17 protein-coding genes and 2 pseudogenes are annotated in these 17,667 nt (G+C 62.7%); 9 read left to right on the forward strand and 10 right to left on the reverse strand.

Annotated features, from left to right (window positions below):
* Positions 1 to 83: hypothetical protein (locus A5706_RS33685; RefSeq protein ID WP_156767208.1), on the forward strand; the 83-nt coding region annotated here is incomplete at its 5' end.
* 81 nt (positions 84 to 164) lie between these two features.
* Here A5706_RS33685 and A5706_RS15695 read toward each other — a convergent pair.
* Positions 165 to 1,340 (reverse strand): annotated as a pseudogene (locus A5706_RS15695) (acetyl-CoA C-acyltransferase); the annotation flags it as partial.
* Between the two features lie 92 nt (positions 1,341 to 1,432).
* On the opposite strand from A5706_RS15695, the gene A5706_RS15700 reads away from it, so the two are divergent.
* The gene (locus A5706_RS15700) at positions 1,433 to 2,362 is read left to right on the forward strand and encodes a TIGR03619 family F420-dependent LLM class oxidoreductase (protein WP_068132199.1); all 930 of its coding nucleotides are present in this window, start codon (positions 1,433 to 1,435) and stop codon (positions 2,360 to 2,362) included.
* Here the strand turns inward: A5706_RS15700 and A5706_RS15705 are convergent.
* Together A5706_RS15705 and A5706_RS15710 are read right to left on the reverse strand one after the other, a co-directional pair.
* Entirely contained in the window at positions 2,347 to 2,994 is a 648-nt protein-coding gene (locus tag A5706_RS15705) for a cysteine hydrolase (protein ID WP_068132201.1), read from the reverse strand. The genes A5706_RS15700 and A5706_RS15705 overlap by 16 nt on opposite strands.
* A gap of 16 nt (positions 2,995 to 3,010) precedes the next feature.
* Positions 3,011 to 3,526 carry a VOC family protein gene (locus A5706_RS15710; protein WP_156767153.1) on the reverse strand — a complete coding sequence of 172 codons (516 nt, stop codon included), beginning with the start codon at positions 3,524 to 3,526 and terminating at the stop codon, positions 3,011 to 3,013.
* Between the two features lie 340 nt (positions 3,527 to 3,866).
* Between A5706_RS15710 and fadD4 the strand changes: the two genes are divergently transcribed.
* Positions 3,867 to 5,402: a fatty-acid--CoA ligase FadD4 gene (fadD4, locus tag A5706_RS15715; RefSeq protein WP_068132206.1), complete on the forward strand. Its 1,536-nt coding sequence runs from the start codon at positions 3,867 to 3,869 to the stop codon at positions 5,400 to 5,402.
* A gap of 190 nt (positions 5,403 to 5,592) precedes the next feature.
* Here the strand turns inward: fadD4 and A5706_RS15720 are convergent, their stop codons facing one another.
* The 3 genes from A5706_RS15720 to A5706_RS15730 form a co-directional block, all read right to left on the reverse strand.
* Positions 5,593 to 6,387: a FadR/GntR family transcriptional regulator gene (locus A5706_RS15720; RefSeq protein WP_068132207.1), complete on the reverse strand. Its 795-nt coding sequence runs from the start codon at positions 6,385 to 6,387 to the stop codon at positions 5,593 to 5,595.
* A 348-nt stretch (positions 6,388 to 6,735) separates the two neighbouring features.
* Positions 6,736 to 7,503: a FadR/GntR family transcriptional regulator gene (locus A5706_RS15725; RefSeq protein ID WP_068132209.1), complete on the reverse strand. Its 768-nt coding sequence runs from the start codon at positions 7,501 to 7,503 to the stop codon at positions 6,736 to 6,738.
* A gap of 398 nt (positions 7,504 to 7,901) precedes the next feature.
* Positions 7,902 to 8,213, reverse strand: a complete 312-nt coding sequence (locus A5706_RS15730) for a hypothetical protein (RefSeq protein WP_068132211.1) — start codon at positions 8,211 to 8,213, stop codon at positions 7,902 to 7,904.
* Positions 8,214 to 8,792: 579 nt separating this feature from the next.
* Between A5706_RS15730 and A5706_RS15735 the strand changes: the two genes are divergently transcribed.
* The 3 genes and pseudogenes from A5706_RS15735 to A5706_RS34320 form a co-directional block, all read left to right on the forward strand.
* Entirely contained in the window at positions 8,793 to 9,812 is a 1,020-nt protein-coding gene (locus A5706_RS15735) for an LLM class flavin-dependent oxidoreductase (protein WP_068132212.1), read from the forward strand.
* A 60-nt stretch (positions 9,813 to 9,872) separates the two neighbouring features.
* Positions 9,873 to 10,412, forward strand: a complete 540-nt coding sequence (locus A5706_RS32315) for a hypothetical protein (protein ID WP_197517848.1) — start codon at positions 9,873 to 9,875, stop codon at positions 10,410 to 10,412.
* Positions 10,413 to 10,528: 116 nt separating this feature from the next.
* Positions 10,529 to 10,630 (forward strand): annotated as a pseudogene (locus tag A5706_RS34320) (short-chain dehydrogenase); the annotation flags it as partial.
* Between the two features lie 378 nt (positions 10,631 to 11,008).
* Here A5706_RS34320 and A5706_RS15745 read toward each other — a convergent pair.
* Together A5706_RS15745 and A5706_RS15750 are read right to left on the reverse strand one after the other, a co-directional pair.
* On the reverse strand, positions 11,009 to 11,203 hold the full coding sequence (locus tag A5706_RS15745; RefSeq protein ID WP_068132217.1) for a ferredoxin: 195 nt from the start codon (positions 11,201 to 11,203) through the stop codon (positions 11,009 to 11,011).
* 81 nt (positions 11,204 to 11,284) lie between these two features.
* Positions 11,285 to 12,511: a cytochrome P450 gene (locus A5706_RS15750; RefSeq protein WP_068132219.1), complete on the reverse strand. Its 1,227-nt coding sequence runs from the start codon at positions 12,509 to 12,511 to the stop codon at positions 11,285 to 11,287.
* 133 nt (positions 12,512 to 12,644) lie between these two features.
* Here A5706_RS15750 and A5706_RS15755 point away from each other — a divergent pair, with 133 nt between their 5' ends.
* Complete coding sequence (locus A5706_RS15755) at positions 12,645 to 13,277, forward strand: TetR/AcrR family transcriptional regulator (RefSeq protein ID WP_068132221.1); 633 nt, start codon at positions 12,645 to 12,647, stop codon at positions 13,275 to 13,277.
* A gap of 85 nt (positions 13,278 to 13,362) precedes the next feature.
* Here A5706_RS15755 and A5706_RS15760 read toward each other — a convergent pair whose 3' ends face one another.
* On the reverse strand, positions 13,363 to 13,824 hold the full coding sequence (locus A5706_RS15760) for an acyl-CoA thioesterase (protein ID WP_231985314.1): 462 nt from the start codon (positions 13,822 to 13,824) through the stop codon (positions 13,363 to 13,365).
* A 161-nt stretch (positions 13,825 to 13,985) separates the two neighbouring features.
* A complete protein-coding gene (locus A5706_RS15765) occupies positions 13,986 to 15,134 on the reverse strand; it encodes an acyl-CoA dehydrogenase family protein (protein WP_068132224.1) in 1,149 nt (382 codons plus the stop codon).
* Between the two features lie 217 nt (positions 15,135 to 15,351).
* Here A5706_RS15765 and A5706_RS15770 point away from each other — a divergent pair, with 217 nt between their 5' ends.
* Positions 15,352 to 16,800 (forward strand): aldehyde dehydrogenase, encoded by a 1,449-nt coding sequence (locus tag A5706_RS15770; protein ID WP_068132225.1) that lies wholly within the window; start codon positions 15,352 to 15,354, stop codon positions 16,798 to 16,800.
* Positions 16,800 to 17,645, forward strand: a complete 846-nt coding sequence (locus tag A5706_RS15775) for a mycofactocin-coupled SDR family oxidoreductase (RefSeq protein ID WP_068132227.1) — start codon at positions 16,800 to 16,802, stop codon at positions 17,643 to 17,645. The genes A5706_RS15770 and A5706_RS15775 overlap by 1 nt, the downstream gene beginning before the upstream one ends.
* Positions 17,646 to 17,667: the final 22 nt, after the last annotated feature.

Below are 17,667 nucleotides of genomic sequence, written 5' to 3' on the forward strand. Positions count from 1 at the left end.
ACGCCACCGGAGGCCGCTACGGACTGCAGACGATGTGCGAGGGCGGGGGCATGGCCAACGCAACGATCATCGAGCGGATCTGACCACGACCGGGGCGACAGCACAGCACCCACCGGCCACCGGGTGCCGACTCGCATCGGCGAGCGGATCTCGCACCACCTGTCCCGCTCGATGATCGTTGCGTTGGCCATGCCCCCGCCCTCGCACATCGTCTGCAGTCCGTAGCGGCCTCCGGTGGCGTGAAGATGATTAACCAGCGTGGCCAGGATCCGCGTGCCAGATCCCCCGAGTGGATGTCCGAGGGCGATGGCACCGCCACGGGGGTTGAGCCGGTCCTCGTCGGCGTTGAACTCGTGGGCCCACGCCACCGGGACGGGGGCGAAGGCCTCGTTGACCTCATAGGCGTCGATGTCGTCGATGGACAGCCCCGATTTCGCCAAGGCCTTGTGGGTCGCGGGGATGACCCCGTCGAGCATTATCAGGGGGTCGGAGCCGGTGACGGCGAAGGTGTGGAATCGGGCCTTCGGTGTCAGGCCGAGCCGACTGGCCTTGTCCTCACTCATGATCAGCGCCGCCGAGGCGCCGTCGGTCAAAGGGGAAGAGTTGCCCGCGGTGATCACCCAGCCGATCTCGGGGAAGCGCGCGGCGAATGTGTCGTCGACGAAGACCGGCTTGAGTTGCGCCAGACCCTCTGGACTGGTGGCGGCGCGTACCGTCTGGTCGTCGGCATGGACTTGCCCGTCGGGCAAGGTGATGGGAACGATCTCCTCGGCGAAGGAACCGTCGGCGAAGTGTGCCGCCGCTCGGGCGTGTGATCGCGCGGAGAACGCGTCGAGTTCCGTGCGATCCAGCTTCCAGCGGGCAGCGACCAGTTCAGCGCCGATTCCCTGGTGGGCCAACCCGTCCGGATACCGCTCCGCCAACGGTGCGTGCGGCTGGGTCCCGGGTAGCGCGGCAGCACCCATAGGCACTCTGCTCATCGACTCCACTCCGCACGCGATCACAACGTCTTGTGCTCCCGAGAGGACCGCCTGGGCCGCGAAGTGGGCGGCCTGCTGGCTAGATCCACACTGGCGGTCGATGGTGGTGCCGGGCACCGACTCGGGGAAACCGGCATGTAACAAGGCGGTGCGCGCGATGTTAAGGGCCTGGTCGCCGGCCTGGCCCACACATCCGGCAATCACATCGTCGATGACCTCGGCGTCGATGTCATTGCGTTGGAGCAGCTGGCGCAGGGTTTGGGAGAGCAGCACTGCGGGATGCACACCGGAAAGTGCCCCCCCGGGCTTGCCCTTGCCCGATCCCGTGCGGACAACGTCGACAATCACAGCGCTAGTCACAAGAGTCCCCATCCATCGCATTAATAGTAATCTGATTTAACCATTAGTCTACGTTGGTCTCAACATGCCGCAGCGCGTCAGGAGGGCCCGTCATGCGCTTCACCGTCGAATACCCGGTTGGGGGACCCGATTACGACCCTGCCTTGCTCACTCATGCCGGTTTGTCGCGGATCGCGGCTGCTGCTGACGAGCTGGGCTTCGATGCGCTGGCGTTTACCGAGCATCCGGCACCGTCGCTGAAGTGGTTACAGCATGGTGGTCATCAGACGTTGGATCCCGTTGCCGCTCTGGCCTTTTGCGCGGCAGCGACCCGAAGAATCGGTTTGATGTCGTATCTGTTCGTCGCGCCCTATCACAACCCGTTCGCTGCGGCCAAGGCCTTTTCCACCATCGACCTGCTCTCCGACGGTCGCCTGACGGTGGTGGCCGGCACTGGGTACCTGCGTTCGGAGTTCCGCGCCCTGGGCGTCGACTTCGATGATCGAAACGCCCTTTTTGACGAGTGTCTGCAGGCGATGCGCGGCGCGTGGACCCACGTTCCGTACGACCATGATGGAGAGCATTTTCAGGCTAAGGAATTGGCCTCGCTACCACGGCCCAGGCGGGCCGGCGGGCCGCCGGTGCTGATCGGCGGCAATTCCACGCGGGCACGCCGGCGGGCCGCCCAGCACCAGGGCTGGAGCCCGCTGCTGGTTTCCGAGCTCGTGGCACAGACTTCACGTACCACCCACATCACGCTCGCGGATCTTGCGGACCGCATTGCCGCTGTGCGCCAAGACGCCGTCTCTGACCAGGGCGACGGGACGACGTTGACCGTTCAGGTGCACTCCGCCGAGTCCGCCGTTCTGCGAGGCGATTTCGACGCAGACTCGCACCGTCAATACCTGGGCGAGCTGGCGCGGGCCGGTGTCGATCAGTTCGTCGTTCAGATCCCCTCCACGAGCGTGTCGGCCGCTACCGAGGGTTTGGCTGCTTACGCCGAGTCGTTCATCGGCAACCCTGAGGACTACAACGTCGGTTGATCGGCGGGGATGCCCGCGCGCAGCGCTTCGGCGATCGCCTGACTGTCAGAGACCGCGGCCAGCAGCGGGATGGTGTTGCGGACCTGCCAGTCGTGGGCTTCCGGGGACGAGCCGGCGATGCAGTCCTCGGCGACGACCACGGCGAAGCCGCGGTTGACGGCTTCCAGTGCAGCGCCCGGAATGCCGACATCGGTGGACACCCCCGCCAGGATGACCGTGTCGATGCGCGCGGCGCGGAGATACGGTTCTAATTCGGTGTTGTGAAACGGTGTTAGCCCATGCACCCGACGGATCCAGATGTCGCTGTCAGCCGTGTACAGTCGCGGATCCAATTGTGCCTGTGGGGTGTCGCCGGTCAGCCCGCCCCTGCGTAGCAGGCTTAACAACAAGCACGACGCGGTCGATCCTTGCCAGTCCGGGCGTGGCTCGATGGTCGACCAGATGACCGGGGCACCGATGTCGCGCATCGCTGAGGCGAGCGCATCGATGCGGGCGGTCGTTTGTCGTGTTTCGGCGTGATCGGCCAGCCCTCGGTTGGAGGACATCTCGGGATCGATCATGCCGCGTTGCCACTCGTGCACAACGAGAGCGGCGCGGCGCGGCGGCTCTAGTCCGCGAGGAAAAGTTGACATAGTTATCCCCCTCGTATCAGGTCCTGCACGTTTCGTGCGTGCTGCGAGGCCGACAAATCTCCACGAGTCGTCCGTCAGGGTCGATGAGATAAGCGAAGTCGGCGTCGGCGCCGCGTCGCAACCCTGAGGGCTCGATGTCGAAACCGTCCACGGGGTGATGAGAGATGTCGACGCCGCGCGCACGCAGGTGGCGCAAGATCTCCTCGAGGGGACTCCGGGTCATCAGCGATAGGTGGATACCACCTGGATGGACCTGTCCGCTGCGCGGGTCATGCGACTGATGGAGCCAAATGAGGACCCCGCCGAGGCGCAACCCGACGACGTCGGTGGCTATCGTGCCATCACGGCTGTGGTCTATCAGTGTCGCTACCACCGTGGCCGCCAGATTGTCCACATACCAACGCACTGACGTGTCGAGATTCTGCGCTTCCAGGGTGACGCTAAGGCGTACGTCCAGCGCCGGGGCATCAGCTTCCGCGGACGCCTCTGATTTGCGTCCGCTTGCACCATATGAGTTATCTGATTGAACCATTTAAGTCAGGGTATCAAACAGCTGCTGAGGTCTGGTGACGTGCACCGATTCGGGGGACTCCGGGCGATGCGTGAGTCTGACATGCGATCGCATCGGCGTCGCTTGACCGGGCAAGCCGAATCGCTTAAAACTAAATTATCTAACCAATAACCTTCCATCCAATGAGCCGATGATGGAACCGACGGCGGCGCCGTGCGCGCTTGACGCGCGGTATTGATTGCCCCGGTCAGCAGGAGCTCGACGGCGTCCTGGCATCCGATGAGCGGGCGGCATAATTCGGCGAGGCGAGGACAGAACCGGGCAACGCGGTTGGATAAGGCGAATCGACTGAGGAGGGCGCGTGGATCTTAGGGAGCACCTGACAAGGGCTAACCCGGCGTTGATCTTGCATCCTTCAGGTTTGCACCTGAGCTTCGATGAGCTCGAGCGCCGGGCCAACAAGCTGGCCCACTACCTAAGGGATGCTGGCCTGGCGGCGGCCGACACGATCGCGATCGTTATGGACAACAACGAACACATGCTGGTCGCGATGTGGGCCGCGCACCGCGCCGGCCTGTACTACGTCCTTGTGAGCACTCACCTCACCGCCCATGAGGCTGCATACATTGTCGGGGACTGCGGCGCGCGGGCCGTCATGGGCGCGGGCGCGACTGCGCCCCTGTGTGAAGGCCTCACCGAACACCTCGGTGAGCGCGCCCCGGCGATTCGGCTGATCGCCGACGCCGAGCTCGCCGGTTGGCACCGTTATCCCGAATGCGTCGCCGAGGACCCTCATACAGCGATCGCCGACGAGAGCGCAGGTGACCTGCTGCAATATTCGTCCGGAACCACGGGGCGGCCAAAGGGCATTCGGCGCGAGTTAAGCGGTGCCGCAACGGAAACGGCCCCGTTGATCCTTGCACCGCTGCTGCGGGCAATCGGGATCGACGCAGGTGCCATCTACCTCAGTCCAGCGCCGCTATATCACACTGCGCCTGCCTATTGGTCGATGTCGGTGCAGGCGGTCGGCGCCACAGCCGTTGTCATGCAACGATTCGATCCCGTGCAGGCCCTTGCCGCCATCGAACGCTACCGGGTCACTCACGCACAGTTCGTTCCCGCAATGTTCGTGCGGATGCTGAAGTTGCCGGAATCTGTTCGCCGCAGCTACGACGTCTCGTCGCTGCGCCGTGTCGTTCATGCCGCTGCGCCGTGCCCCGTCGACATCAAACGGCAGATGATCGACTGGTGGGGTCCGATCATCGATGAGTATTACTCGTCATCGGAGGCGGTGGGCGTCTCGTTCATCACCGCTGAAGAATGGCTCGCCCACCCCGGATCTGTCGGCAAACCTCTTGTGGGGGTGCCCCATATCCTCGATGACGACGACATCGAATTGCCCCTCGGAGTGACCGGAACCATCTTCTACGAAGGGGGTCTTCCCTTCACCTACCTCAATGACGAGGTCAAGACTTCCCATGCGCATAGCCGGCAAGGCTGGGTGACAGTTGGCGATATGGGGCATCTCGATGAAGGCGGTTATCTTTACTTGACGGATCGCCGGCACCACATGATCATCTCCGGCGGGGTGAACATTTATCCCCAGGAAGCCGAGAACCTGCTCCTCACCCATCCAAAGGTGCTCGATGCCGCCGTCTTCGGCGTCCCGGATCGTGATATGGGCCAGTCAGTCCACGCCGCGATTCAGCTGGTGGACCCAGCCGAGGCTGGCGACGAGGTCGCCGCTGAATTGTTGGAGTGGCTGCGGGACCGACTAGCCCATTACAAATGCCCGAAGGCCATCGCCTTTGAAGAACAGCTGCCGCGCACGGACACCGGCAAGCTCTTCAAGCAGCAGCTGGTTACCAAGTACTCGCCGGCGCATCGCATGCTGTGATCGCGCGCCGCGGGCGTACACCTCTATGCCGTACGACCGGTTTAGCGATCAAGCTCTGCTCAGCCCTGCCGATGAAGCGGGTGGCCCGGTTGTCCTGTGTACACAGTGATCGGATGAAGTGCGACTCTACGAGGACCAATGCGTGGGTGGGACAATCTGCATTCATCGAACAAATTCGGCACCTGGCGTTTTAGCGCGCGATCTCGCGCACCTTCGCTCCGTTGAGACCCCGGGTCATCATCTCGCGTGTAACGTCCATGTGGCGTCGCCAATGCGCCTCGGCGCCCTCACCATCGCTGGCCCGTAGGAGCGTCAAGAGCCGGCGGTAGGACCTCAAGAGTCCCTGGTATTGAGGCTGTGTCACTTCGCGCGGATTCTTGATCACCGCAGCGGTGTGGGTCACGGTGATCTCGTGCAACATCCCGGCGATCATGGCCAAAACTGGATTTCCGCACCGCTCGGCGAGTCGGCGGTGAAATACCGCCGTTGCCACGGCGAGCCTGCCTGACCGCCATGCTTCCGGGATGGTGTCGGTCACGAGAGCTTCCAGCTCATCGATCCCGGCCACGTCGCCGGATTCGGCCAAGAACCGCGCGGCCAATGGCTCGAATCCGGCCCGGGCAAACATGACGTCGGCGACCGTGGTGTCTGACAGCTCCAGCAGGAGCCGGGCTGGGCGCGCAAGAATTTCCGGCCCCGGCACGTGCACCCGAGCGCCGGTTCTTGAGCCTCGCCGGACCTCGACAAGTTGTTCGGATTCGAGGACGCGAATGGCCTCGCGCAGCGTTGGCCGACTGATACCGAAGTGTCCTGTTAGTTCGGCCTCGTTGGGTAGATAATCGCCTTCGTGCAAGGCGCCGTCCACGATCATCCGGCGTAGCGTCGCAGCGACCAATTCCGCGGTCTTCGGTGAGCGAAGGCGCTCACCGGGCAAGGCGAGTGTCTCCGCTCGAATCATCTGCGCCAACGGTGGTGTTCGTTCCACCCGCTTCTCCTTGGTAGCGTTTGCCGGACCCGCTCTAGCTACCCAACCTAGTAAACCATGTTTCCGGTGTGGCGCGGCGGCGCGCGTCGATTCCGATCGCCGGATGCCCGCTCGGTCCAATCGCAGGGGCCGCGCGCTGGATATGCTTCGGGACCATCGCAGTCGACCTGGTCGAAGAGTGGCGACGGCGAGAAGGGGCGGAGAGCGGCAACGCCTTCCGTCATCGCCGGGGGCCCACAACTGCCCGTTCACTTGTAGGCACGTCGCAGTCGCCAGTGTGACGACGTTACCCAGCTATGCCCGTACGACGTCGGGGCGTCGGTATCGGCGAGAAGGGAGCTGTCACTATCAATCCATGACGTCGCGCACTTTGATGGTTGGGAGCAGCCGCAGCACGGTGCTGCGTGAATTGTCCATGTGGCGGCGCCAATGGGTCTCAGCCGCGTCCCCGTCGCGGGACCGCAACAGCTCAATGAGGCGGCGGTATGACCGGACAAGTTTGTCGTAGTCGTTCTTCGGGACGCTACGTTTTCGGGCAATTGCGACCGCGGTGTGCCTTTCGGTGATCTCGTGGAGCATCCCTGCGATCATGCTGAGCGTCGCGTTGCCCGAGAGTTCGACCAGCCGGCGGTGGAATCGGGCTGTGGTGGCGGCAAACTGGGAAGCCTCGGTAGACAGTGGAATTTCGTCGACGAGGATCTTCTCGAGGTCGTCGAATGCTTTCGGCTTGCCATGACAAGCGAGCAAGCGGGCGGCCAGGGGTTCGATCGCCGAGCGTGCAATCAGGACATCGGCGATCGTCGCGCCCGACAGTTCCAGCAGCAGGCCGGCTGGGCGTGCCACGATTTCGGGTCCGGGGACGCGAACCCGAGCGCCAGTGCGTGAGCCGCGGCGGACTTCGACGAGGCGTTCTGATTCGAGCACCCGAACTGCCTCGCGCAATGTTGGGCGACTGATGCCGAAGTGATTCATTAACTCCGGCTCATTGGGGAGGAAGTCGCCGTCTTTGAGCTTCCCGTCCACGATCATCCGACGCAGCGTGCCGGCGACCAGCTCGGCCGTCTTCGGTATGCGCACACCCTGTGTGGCGTGCCCGGCGGGACTAGCGATCGTCATCGGGTCGAGCGGCGGAAGCGTTGGCACGAAACCTCCCAATACGTGGTACTGCTGAGCATTTCGCTGCGGAACTCCTCGACTATCCGCTCGGGCAGCTCTTCAGTCAGTGAGTTGAATTATAGAAGTCGAGCAGCATTGCCAGACAAGCATAGAACTTAGTTGCCAAAGTCGACTGGGTGTGCTTCTAACCCGGACGGCCCGGGGGTGCGCTACGGATCCATGATCGCGCCGGCCGCGCAGAGTCACCGGCGCGGTTTCGGGATCGAGAAAGAAATGGCCATCTTGGGTGAATCGAGGTGGTCCGGCCCAACTCAGGTGTGCCGACTCGGTGATGCGGCGTTACCGTCGAAGTGCCCGATGGATGGGTGGCCGTTTGACTTCCGGTTTTGGTGAACGCGTCAGTCGCTGGCGGGCAGGGGTTTGGCTTCCTTGGTCTCCAGCGGTTTCGGTCCGATGGACAAGGAGCCTTTGCCCGCCTTGGTGACGAGCACTTCGGCGCCGGTGTCGTCGACGTAACGTTTGCCCATCACGGTCCCGCCGGAGAAGGCGTCGTCAAGAACTGGTGCGGAATCCCCGAGGGGGCTTTCGGTGCCGAAAGGGACCATTGGCCAGCCGCCGGCGCGCAGATCATCGAGGCTCTCAGAGCTGCGGACCACGATTACTTGGGTGTCGCAGACCTGACTTTGCAGGCGTGTGCCGTTCTTGATCATGTTGGCTGCCGCCTCCAGCGCTTGTGACTCACGGCAAATCTATCGGTTCGACTGTACGGTAAATTCTTTGGTAACATAGGTTACATAGTAATCTATGTCTCCCCGTCTCTGATATGAGCTTCTGGTGGCTTCTTCAGCTTCGTAATCGGTAGGCGCTCACACACGCAGTATCGATGGCCGCCGTGCCAGTTGTTGCATGCTGGCGTTGCCAAGGGGTGCGCTCATGCCCCACACACGGGCGCGCGACGCGCGATGGCTACCGCTTTGTGGGCTTCTGGGGTAAGACGTACTTTCAAGATCGGTCCGCGCGGACGGAATCGGGTATGGGCAGGTTCAGCCTCGAACACGGGGAGCCGATCAATAAGTGATCGAGGTCTATGTCGATGGGGGGCCAAGGTGGATTCAATGGGAAGGTCTTGACCGCCATTGGTCGTTGCCGCATCGGCATCCGCTATGCCGTTACCGCCGCCTTAGATAACCTAGTAAACTATCCGACTGTCCAGCGCGCGGGTGGTGTGGGAATTGGGTGGCGCGTTGACGTGCTGAACTACGTCGGATAGGCGAGCGGATGGTGCAAAAGTGAAATGGGGCCTGCCGTGGCCCGGCCGGGAATCAGCAGCGCACGCGGAGGTTTCCGGTGCCAGCGCGTTCTGCGCTGGTGAATTCAGCGACCTCAACGCATATGTGACTGGTGCAGAGATGGCGCTAGCAACCTCGACAGCGATGATCGGTCCCGGCGTCGCCTACGCTTTCGCGCGTTCGCCGTTTGTCCACGCCGCAGCCGCCCGTCATTTGTCGAAACTGGCGCCGGGTCGAGTCTTCTTGGGACTTGGGGCGGGTACTCCGCGGATGAACCGGGACTGGTTCGGTGTCGACGCGAGCCGCCCCGCACTTCGGATGTCTGAGCTGGTCCTAGCGATCAAGGCCTTTCTGGGCGCGGACAATGGCGACCGGATAAGGTATGACGGGGATTTCTACAGCATCGACGCGGATATACGGGCGCCAGTTCTCGGGCCCCTCGACGTCCCAATTCTCATCGGCGCCTTCAACAAGCACATGCTGCGCACAGCCGGATGCGTCGCAGACGGCATGTTGGGTCACGGCCTGTTCACCGATCGCTGGTGGAACGACGTCGTTGAGCCCGAACTGACCCACGGGGCCGAATCGGTCGGACGTGACGCCAAGGACTTGCGGCGCTGGGGTTGGTTGATTACGGCGATTGACGATGAGGACCCCGAACGTGCGATACGTGAGGCGAAACTGCAGATCGCCTTCTATCTGACCGTGCGCAGCTATGACTCACTCGCGGAATTGCACGGATGGCAAGACCAAGTTGCCGCGATCCGCGCAACTTTTCGTTCCGCTCGCCCAGACGCCATCGCCGACCACGTCGATGACGACATGCTCTGGTCGATCGCCGTCTGCGGCGACCAGGCGCAAGCGAAAGACATGCTGCGTGCCCGAAGTCACTTGCCCGATACCGCGTTCATCTCGCCACCGAGCTTCCTGGTCGGCCGGCGACGACGCGCACAATATGATGGCGCTGCCATCCGATTCGCGACTCAATGTATTGGAACGGACGCCACTGCCAGACCCTAAGTGCCAGCGACCGTCTCGCTAAACCTTGTCACTAGTAGTCATCTGCTGATCGCCCGGATCGTGGAGCCCACCAGCTTGCTCGATGTCGATCGGGTTGTGGCTGAACTTGGCTGCACATCAGTTTCATTGTCGACGCGCAAACGCACCCCGCGCCGGGCGTCCGTGCGGGTGGCTACCGCGACCAGATCGCCGCGGCGTGCTTCACTCATGCTTGCAGCGCCGGCGATGTCAGCCGGCTACTCCAAGGAAGGCCGCGTCGGCCCGCAGATCGTGGTCGGGATGCTGGTCGACCGGTGCGGATTCCCTTTGGAGATAGGCTGTTTCGAGGGCAACAAGGCCGCGACTTTGACCATCGTGCCGATCGTCAAGGCATTCCAGCAGCACCATGACATCACCGACATGGTTGTCGTCGCCGTCGCCGGTATGCTCGCTGCCGGCAACCTGCGCGACCTTGATGATGTCGGGTTGGGTTTCATCGTCGGATCCCAGGTCACCAAAGCACCCAGCGATCTGGCATCCCTTTTTCATTGGCATGGTGACGTTTTCGCCGACGGCCAGATCATCCGCAAGGTGAAAGGCGACCCCGTGTGGAATCCCTAGACCCACACGAAGTCTTGGCGGGCGGTGTATTCGACCAAAACGGCGGTGCGCGACAACAAGACGCTGAACCTGTGAGGGGGACAAAGCCCGCGCGGTCGGCGACGGCGACCAACCTGCCCGCCCGAGTCCGGAGTTCGCCCCAGCACCAGTCTTACGATGTCGACCTCCAGCGCCGGCTCTGGGCGGTATCCGAAGACCTGACCGGCGTGACCTTCTAGCTCGACGACATCCCTACCGCCACGATGTTGTAAAGGCCGGCAAGGTGCGCTATCTCGGGGCGTCGTCGATGCGGGCGTGGCAGTTCGCGCGGATGCAGCACACCGCGGAGTTACCCGCGACGGTTTTGACCTCGGGATGCAGCAGTGGAACCGTGCCGGGTCAAGTCCAGTCACGTGGTGTACGACGTGACTGGACTTGACCCCGCCCAATTGCGGGACGCCCTGTGGTGCAACGGGTTTGATCTCTTTGGCAGTTGCCGTCCTGACGTCGCAGTGCAAGTTGGGCATGATCGACTCTGCCCGGGCTCCCGTCAAGGTCGCGGCGTTGCCGTGGGCTTTGGATCGGTTGGGTCGATGTCCGCGTTTGCCTGTTGTTCGTTAGTCTTCCTCGATTGCCAACGCAACTTCGGGGCAGGACTGGACGCCTTGCCGCGCACGCGGCTCCTGGTCCGGGCCAATCTCGCGGTCGTGCACCGCCGAGTACCCGGAATCGTCGATAGGGAACAGCTCGGGGTCCACGGCATAGCACAGAGCGTGGCCAGCACACCTCGATTGGTGCAGGGTGAGTCGCACTGAGGATGTCTCCTTTCGTTCTGATGATCTGCGGAGGGCTGTGCAGTCGGAGGCCCAAGCGGCGCCACGCCTTGCTTTTCGCTACAACTGGAGGTCGGCGCCTTCGCGAGGTCCCGGCGTGAACGTCGCGGGCAGGTTGACCCAGCCGTTGACGACGGCGATCGATCGATATCGGCGCGCTTCCGAGCTGATCTCGAAGTCCGGCAGGCGCCGGAGCACCTCCTCGAGCATCACCTTGAACTCCACGCGCGCGAAGTTCGATCCCAGGCAACGGTGGATGCCGATACCGAAGGTTTGATGCCGATTGGGGAACCGGTCGATGCGCAGTTCGCTGGGGTCGTCGAAGGCCTCTTCGTCGAAGTTGGCCGATGACCAGGAGAGCTGAACGCGTTCGCCTGCGCTTATTTGCTGTCCGCGGATCACACAATCTTTCGTGGCAGTGCGCGCTAGAGCTTGCACGGGGGCGAAATAGCGAAGGAACTCCTCGGTGGCCTGTGGAATCAATGCCGGATCGGCGGTGAGCTGCCGCCGCACGTCTTCATGACGCGACAGATACTCGAGCACGCTGCTGAGGAGGGAGCCGGTGGTGTCCACGCCACCCATGATCACGAGCGTGACAATCTCGGAAAGCCTTGCGTCATCGAGCGGTTCGCCGTTGACGCGGGCTTGCACCAGCGTGGACAGCAGATCGTCCTTCGGTGATTCCCGACGCTGGGCGACGGTATCGAAGACGCGGCCCATCAGCGTTCCGAATTCCATCAAGGCTGAGGCGAACTCAGGTGTGTCCTGGGGGTTGTGGACCATCGCGTGGGTGGCGTCAGAAAAGGCGCGCCAACCGTCCTTCGGCAGGCCCAGGAAATCCATGGTGAAGATCGAAGGCACCGGATTGGCGAGGTCGCTCACGAGGTCGCAGCGGCCAGACTCGATGAACTGGTCGATGCAGAAGGTCGTCACTTTTCGAATATACGGTTCCCAATCCTTCGCCGCCGCAGGGGAAAAGGCGGGATTGAGAAGCTTGCGATATGCGGTGAACTCCGGGGGGTCCATCTCGATGGGGACTTGGCGCATGGCCGCCGTCGGAATCGTGACGCCGTGGTGTGAGCCGTCTGGCTTGACGTAGAACGAGGAGAACCCGACGTCGTCGCGAGCCACCTGTGCGATGTCGTCGTACTTGCTGAGCTGCCAGAAGCCGCCTTGCGCTTCGCTGTATGCGACGGGACACTTTTGTCTGTTCTCGGCGTTGATCTCCCGCCATCGTTCGGCGTACTCGGGCGAGTTGTGGTCGAAGTCGATGGTGGGGTGAGACATCGGGGTTTCCTTCGGATCGGGACTATTCGCGCGCTTGGCTACATGACCCTGTGGCAGGTGAGGTGCGCTGGGTCACACGTTATACCGGACGGTAATCGTCCGCAAGAAGGTTTCGGCGGTATTGTCTGCATTTATGACGATCCGTGGCCGCGCAGCGACGACAGGGGAGGGACGCGGCCGACCGCGTGATCCGGCGGCCGACGACCGCATCATGAGGGCGGCGCTAGAAGAATACGCGCGCTCCGGCTGGTCTGGCTTCTCGATTGATGGGGTCGCCCGGACGGCCCGCGTCGGCAAGTCATCGATCTACCTGCGCTGGCGCACAAAAGAGCAATTGTTGCTCGACAGTGTGCGGGCCTACGCCTCGCCGCTGACGACGGATATCGACAGCGGCACGCTTCTTGGTGACCTGCACACGCTCACCGTCTCGTTGCTGCGGTACTTCTTAGATCCTGCGGGTTGGACAACCGTACGCATCGCGATCGATTCCAAGTCGAGCGGACCGATGCAAGTCCTCAGTGCACAGGTACGGCCATTGTTTCTGGCCATGTCGAGTGTCATCCTGCAACGCGCCGTCGATCGAGGCGAGGTGGATGCTGCGGTGTGCCCCCAGGCCGCCACCGAGGTTTTGTTTGGCGCAGTGCTGATGCACGTCATCTCGCTGGATCCCGACAGCTTCGATGACGCGTGTGCCAACGCCGACGATCATGTGGCCCCGCTGGTCAAAATCGTGGCGGGCGGATTGAGTCGCAGCATCGGTGTCTGAGCTGGTTCGGCGGGGCGTCACGGAACGATGGCGCACGCGCGTTGAGCGCAGAATCGATCACCGGTCGCAGTGTCGCCGCGTAGCGCTACGCCTTGCGCGGTGATGAGGTTGAGATCATTAGTGACTGAAGGACCCCACGGTTAGCATCGGGAATTTCCTCGGGTCCACTGGAGCCGACCAGGACGAGCGCGGTGTCGCAGATACTTATGCAGCTGTCGCCGATGAATAGCGCGGTCGAGGCGATGATGGAGCTGCGGCCGACCTTGCTGACCCCCGCCGCGGCGTCGAATTCCGCCGGCCAGTGTGCCTCAGCAAGGAAGTGCACGACATTTTGGGCCGTCACGACCCGCAGGTAACGGCTCCCAACGTCGTAGATGTCCGGAAAAGCGGCCCGATTCAGTCGAGCGCGCATATCCTCGTGCAGCGCCTCGAGCGCCAAGTTGTTCAGGTGGCCGTTGACGTCCATGTCGCCGTACCGCGCCTGCAACGATTCCCTGAGTGGAAAGGCTTCCGGTCGAAGGCGATCGGCGTGCGGGCGCGGCGCCATCTGGTGAGTGAGTGTGGACATGTTCTCGATACTCAGCGTCGTAACTCCGGGGAGGCGATGGTCGGTGAGCGGTCAGGACCGCGTGCACCCTTTGTGGTGCGCCGGGCCAACGACGATGACAGATCTGTCCTCGATCTCCGTTCCGGCCGCGGTTTCACTCTTCAGAATCCGAGGTCTCGACCGATGATGTCCTTCATGATTTCGGTGGTACCGCCGAAGATCGTGGAGATGCGAACGTCGCAGTAAGCCTTGGCTACCGGATACTCGAGCATGTAGCCGTAGCCGCCGTGGAGCTGTACGCAATGGTCGACGACCTTCTTGTGCAGTTCGGTACACCACCACTTGGCTTTCGCGGCGTCAACAGCGGTCAGGGTCTGGTCGAGCACCCGCGAAATGCAGCTATCGATGTAGGCGGTGGCGATGTCGAGCTCGGTTGCCATCTCGGCAAGGGTGAACCTATTGGCCTGAAACGAACCGATCGATTGGCCAAAAGCCTTCCTGTCGCTCGCGTAGGTCACCGTTTGTTGGAAGATTGCGCGTGCCCCGGCGACGGACCCGATGGCGATCGAGAGGCGTTCTGAGGGAAGGTTTTCCATCAGATGGTAGAAGCCGCGACCCTCTGTTCCCAATAGATTCGATATCGGCACCCGGCAGTCGGTGAAGGACAGCTCTGCAGTGTCTTGGGCATGTAGGCCGACCTTGGCAAGTTTGCGGCCCCGCTCGAAGCCGATGGCGCCGTCCTCGACGGCGATGAGACTGAACCCCCTGTGCCCGGCGCCGGGGTCGGTTCGGCACACGACTATGATGACGTCAGAAAGGATTCCGTTGGAAATAAACGTCTTCTGACCGTTGATGACCCATTCGTCGCCGTCGCGCTTGGCCGAGGTGCGGATCCCGGCAAGGTCGGAGCCCGCGTCGGGCTCGCTCATAGCGATGGCAAACGTGAGCTCGCCGGCGGCCAGGCCAGTGAGCCATCGGCGGCGTTGCTCTTCGGTGGCGAGCCTGAGCAGGTACGGCGCGATGATGTCGTTGAGCAGCGTAAGGGCAGGGCCGTACAACATCGACTTCGATTGTTCCTCGGCGACGATGGCGTTGTAACGGAAGTCGTCGACCCCGAGACCGCCGTACTCCTCGGGTACGGCGAAACCGAGCACCCCGGCCTTGGCGGCCGCTTTGTATACCGTCGGGTCAACCTGACCGTCACGCTCCCACTGTGAGTGAAAGGGAGCAACCTCCCGCGCCAGGAAGTCCCGAACAACAGTCCGGAAGTCTTCGTGTTCCGGGGTGAACAACGGGCGCGCTGCAGGCATTGCGAAGAGCCTTTCTTCTCGACTTCGGACAGCATAATGATTTAACTGATTGCGTGCTAGTCTTGCGGGATCGCGGCGGACGGTCCTGAAGGCCTGGCCCCAGAAAAGGAAGCGCTCATCGTCTGTGTCGATGGGCCGACATCGTGGGTTGACCTCGCGAGCCGCATCACCTAAAACTTAATAATCTAACCATTAAAGCTGGTTGCAAGGAGTAGAGATGACTGATCGCAGTGCGCCTCCCGTGCATTTGCGGATAAACGGCGAGCATCTGGCGGAGGGGTCCGGCGGGATCTATGAACATGTGGATCCGGCGACCGGCAAAGTCAACGCGAAGATTCCCCTGGCGGGTAAGGCCGACATCGATCGCGCGGTGCGCGCCGCACATACCGCTTATCAGTCATGGCGCGCCACGCCGCCCGCCCAGCGCCGCGCGCACCTGTTCAAGCTCGCGGATCTAATCGACGCGAATGCGGCGGAATTCGCTCGGCGCGCTGCGCTGGACAACGGCACTCCGGTGACAATGGGTGCCATGGCCCTTCCGCTGGTCACGGAGTGGACGCGGTACTACGCGGGCTGGGCCGACAAGATCAGTGGCGACGTCACGGGCCAGCCGACGCAGGACGGCGAGTTGGCCTACACGCTGCGCCAGCCCTATGGCGTGATCGGCATCATCGTGACATGGAACGGGCCGCTGATGTCGGTGGCAATGAAGGTTCCTGCCGCGGTCGCGGCGGGCAACACCGTCGTGGTGAAACCGGCGGAACTGACGCCGTTCGCGCCCGAGTTGTTCATGGATCTCGTCGAGCAAGCCGGCTTCCCGCCGGGTGTGATCAACATGGTGCCCGGGACCGCCGAAGCGGGGGAGCAGTTGGTCAGCCACGAGCTGGTGAAGAAGGTGTCCTTCACAGGTGGGCCGTCCACGGCGACGAAGATCCTGCAGACATGTTCGGCAACCATGAAACCTGTGGTGTTAGAGCTCGGTGGCAAGTCCGCCAACATCGTCTTCGAGGACGCCGATTTGTCGTTGGTCAGTTCTCATGCCGCGTTCATGTCGGTGGGGTTGCTCAGCGGGCAGGGGTGCGCATTCCCCACGCGCCTTCTGGTGCACGAGGCGGTCCACGACCAGGTCCTCGACGGCGTCAAGGCGACGGCGGCCGGCATCGTCACGGGGGATCCGTTCGACCCGACCACCGTGTCAGGGCCGGTGGTGAGCGCCGCCGCCGCCGAGCGCATCATCGGCATGATCGAGCGCGCTACGACCGAGGGCGCCACCCTGGTCTGCGGCGGCAATCGGCTCGACCGTGACGGATTCTACGTCCAGCCAACGGTTTTCACGGACGTCGACCCCGGATCTGAACTTGCTCAGAACGAGGTCTTCGGCCCGGTGCTGGCCATCACCAAATTCCGCACTGATGAGGAGGCGATCGCCATTGCCAATAGCACGCGTTACGGGTTGTCGGGATATATCCAGACGAAAAATCTTCGGCGCGCACACCGGGTCGCCGCGGAACTGGAGACCGGCGAGGTTCTCATCAACGGCGCGATGAATCTCGCCGCCCACCGCCCCTTCGGAGGGATCGGGTTCAGCGGCGTGGGTAAGGAAGGCGGTCGTGCCGGCTTGGAGGAATTTGTGCAGAACAAGAGCATCGCGGTGGGGCTGGCCTGATGTTGAACGCCAAAGGCGAGAAGATCGCGATCGATTCATTGGAAGGTCGGGTTGCCTTCATCACCGGCGTTGCGCGCGGTCAGGGGCGTGCTCATGCGGTGCGGCTGGCCCAACTCGGAGTCGACATCATCGGTGTCGACATCTGTGCGGATCTGGAATCGTTCAACTATCCGTGCGCCACCGTTGAAGATCTCGAGGAGACGCAGCGCCTGGTGGAGAAGGAGGGGCGTCGCATGGTGGCGGGCATTGCCGACGTCCGCGACTTCGCCGAACTCAAGGCGGTCTTCGACGCCGGCTGGGCCGAATTCGGCCGCGTCGACATCGTCATCGCTAACGCAGGAATCATTCGATTAGGGCCCGAAAGCAACCCGGCCACCGAGTGGCAGGACACGATCGACATTCTGCTCACCGGAACGTTCAATACCGTTCGCGTGTCTGTTGATCGGATGCGGGAGGCGGGGCGCGGTGGGTCGATCGTCATCACGTCGTCCTCATCGGGTCTGAAGGGCACGGCATCTCCGGATGCGAGCGCACAGGCCTACACTGCGGCCAAACGCGGATTGGTCGGCTATATGCAGGTGCTTGCCAACCTGTATGCACCAGAGATGATCCGGGTGAACACGATCCACCCCACCGGGGTGTTGTCCGGGATGACGATGAATGCCGCCATGGCCGAGGTGGCAGCGGCTCCCGGCAGCAACATAGCCCAGATGCAGAACGCGTTGCCCATCCCGATTCTCGACGCTGAAGATATCGCCAACGCGGTGGCTTACCTGGTATCGGATGAGGCCCAGTTCATTACCGGAACACAGTGGGCGCTCGACGCGGGCTTTTCCGTGCGCTAGGCCGGGCATCGAAGTAGGAGGT

Origin of the sequence: Mycobacterium sp. E796 (assembly GCF_001672815.1) — a bacterium.
In the GTDB taxonomy this organism is placed as follows: Bacteria; Actinomycetota; Actinomycetes; order Mycobacteriales; family Mycobacteriaceae; genus Mycobacterium.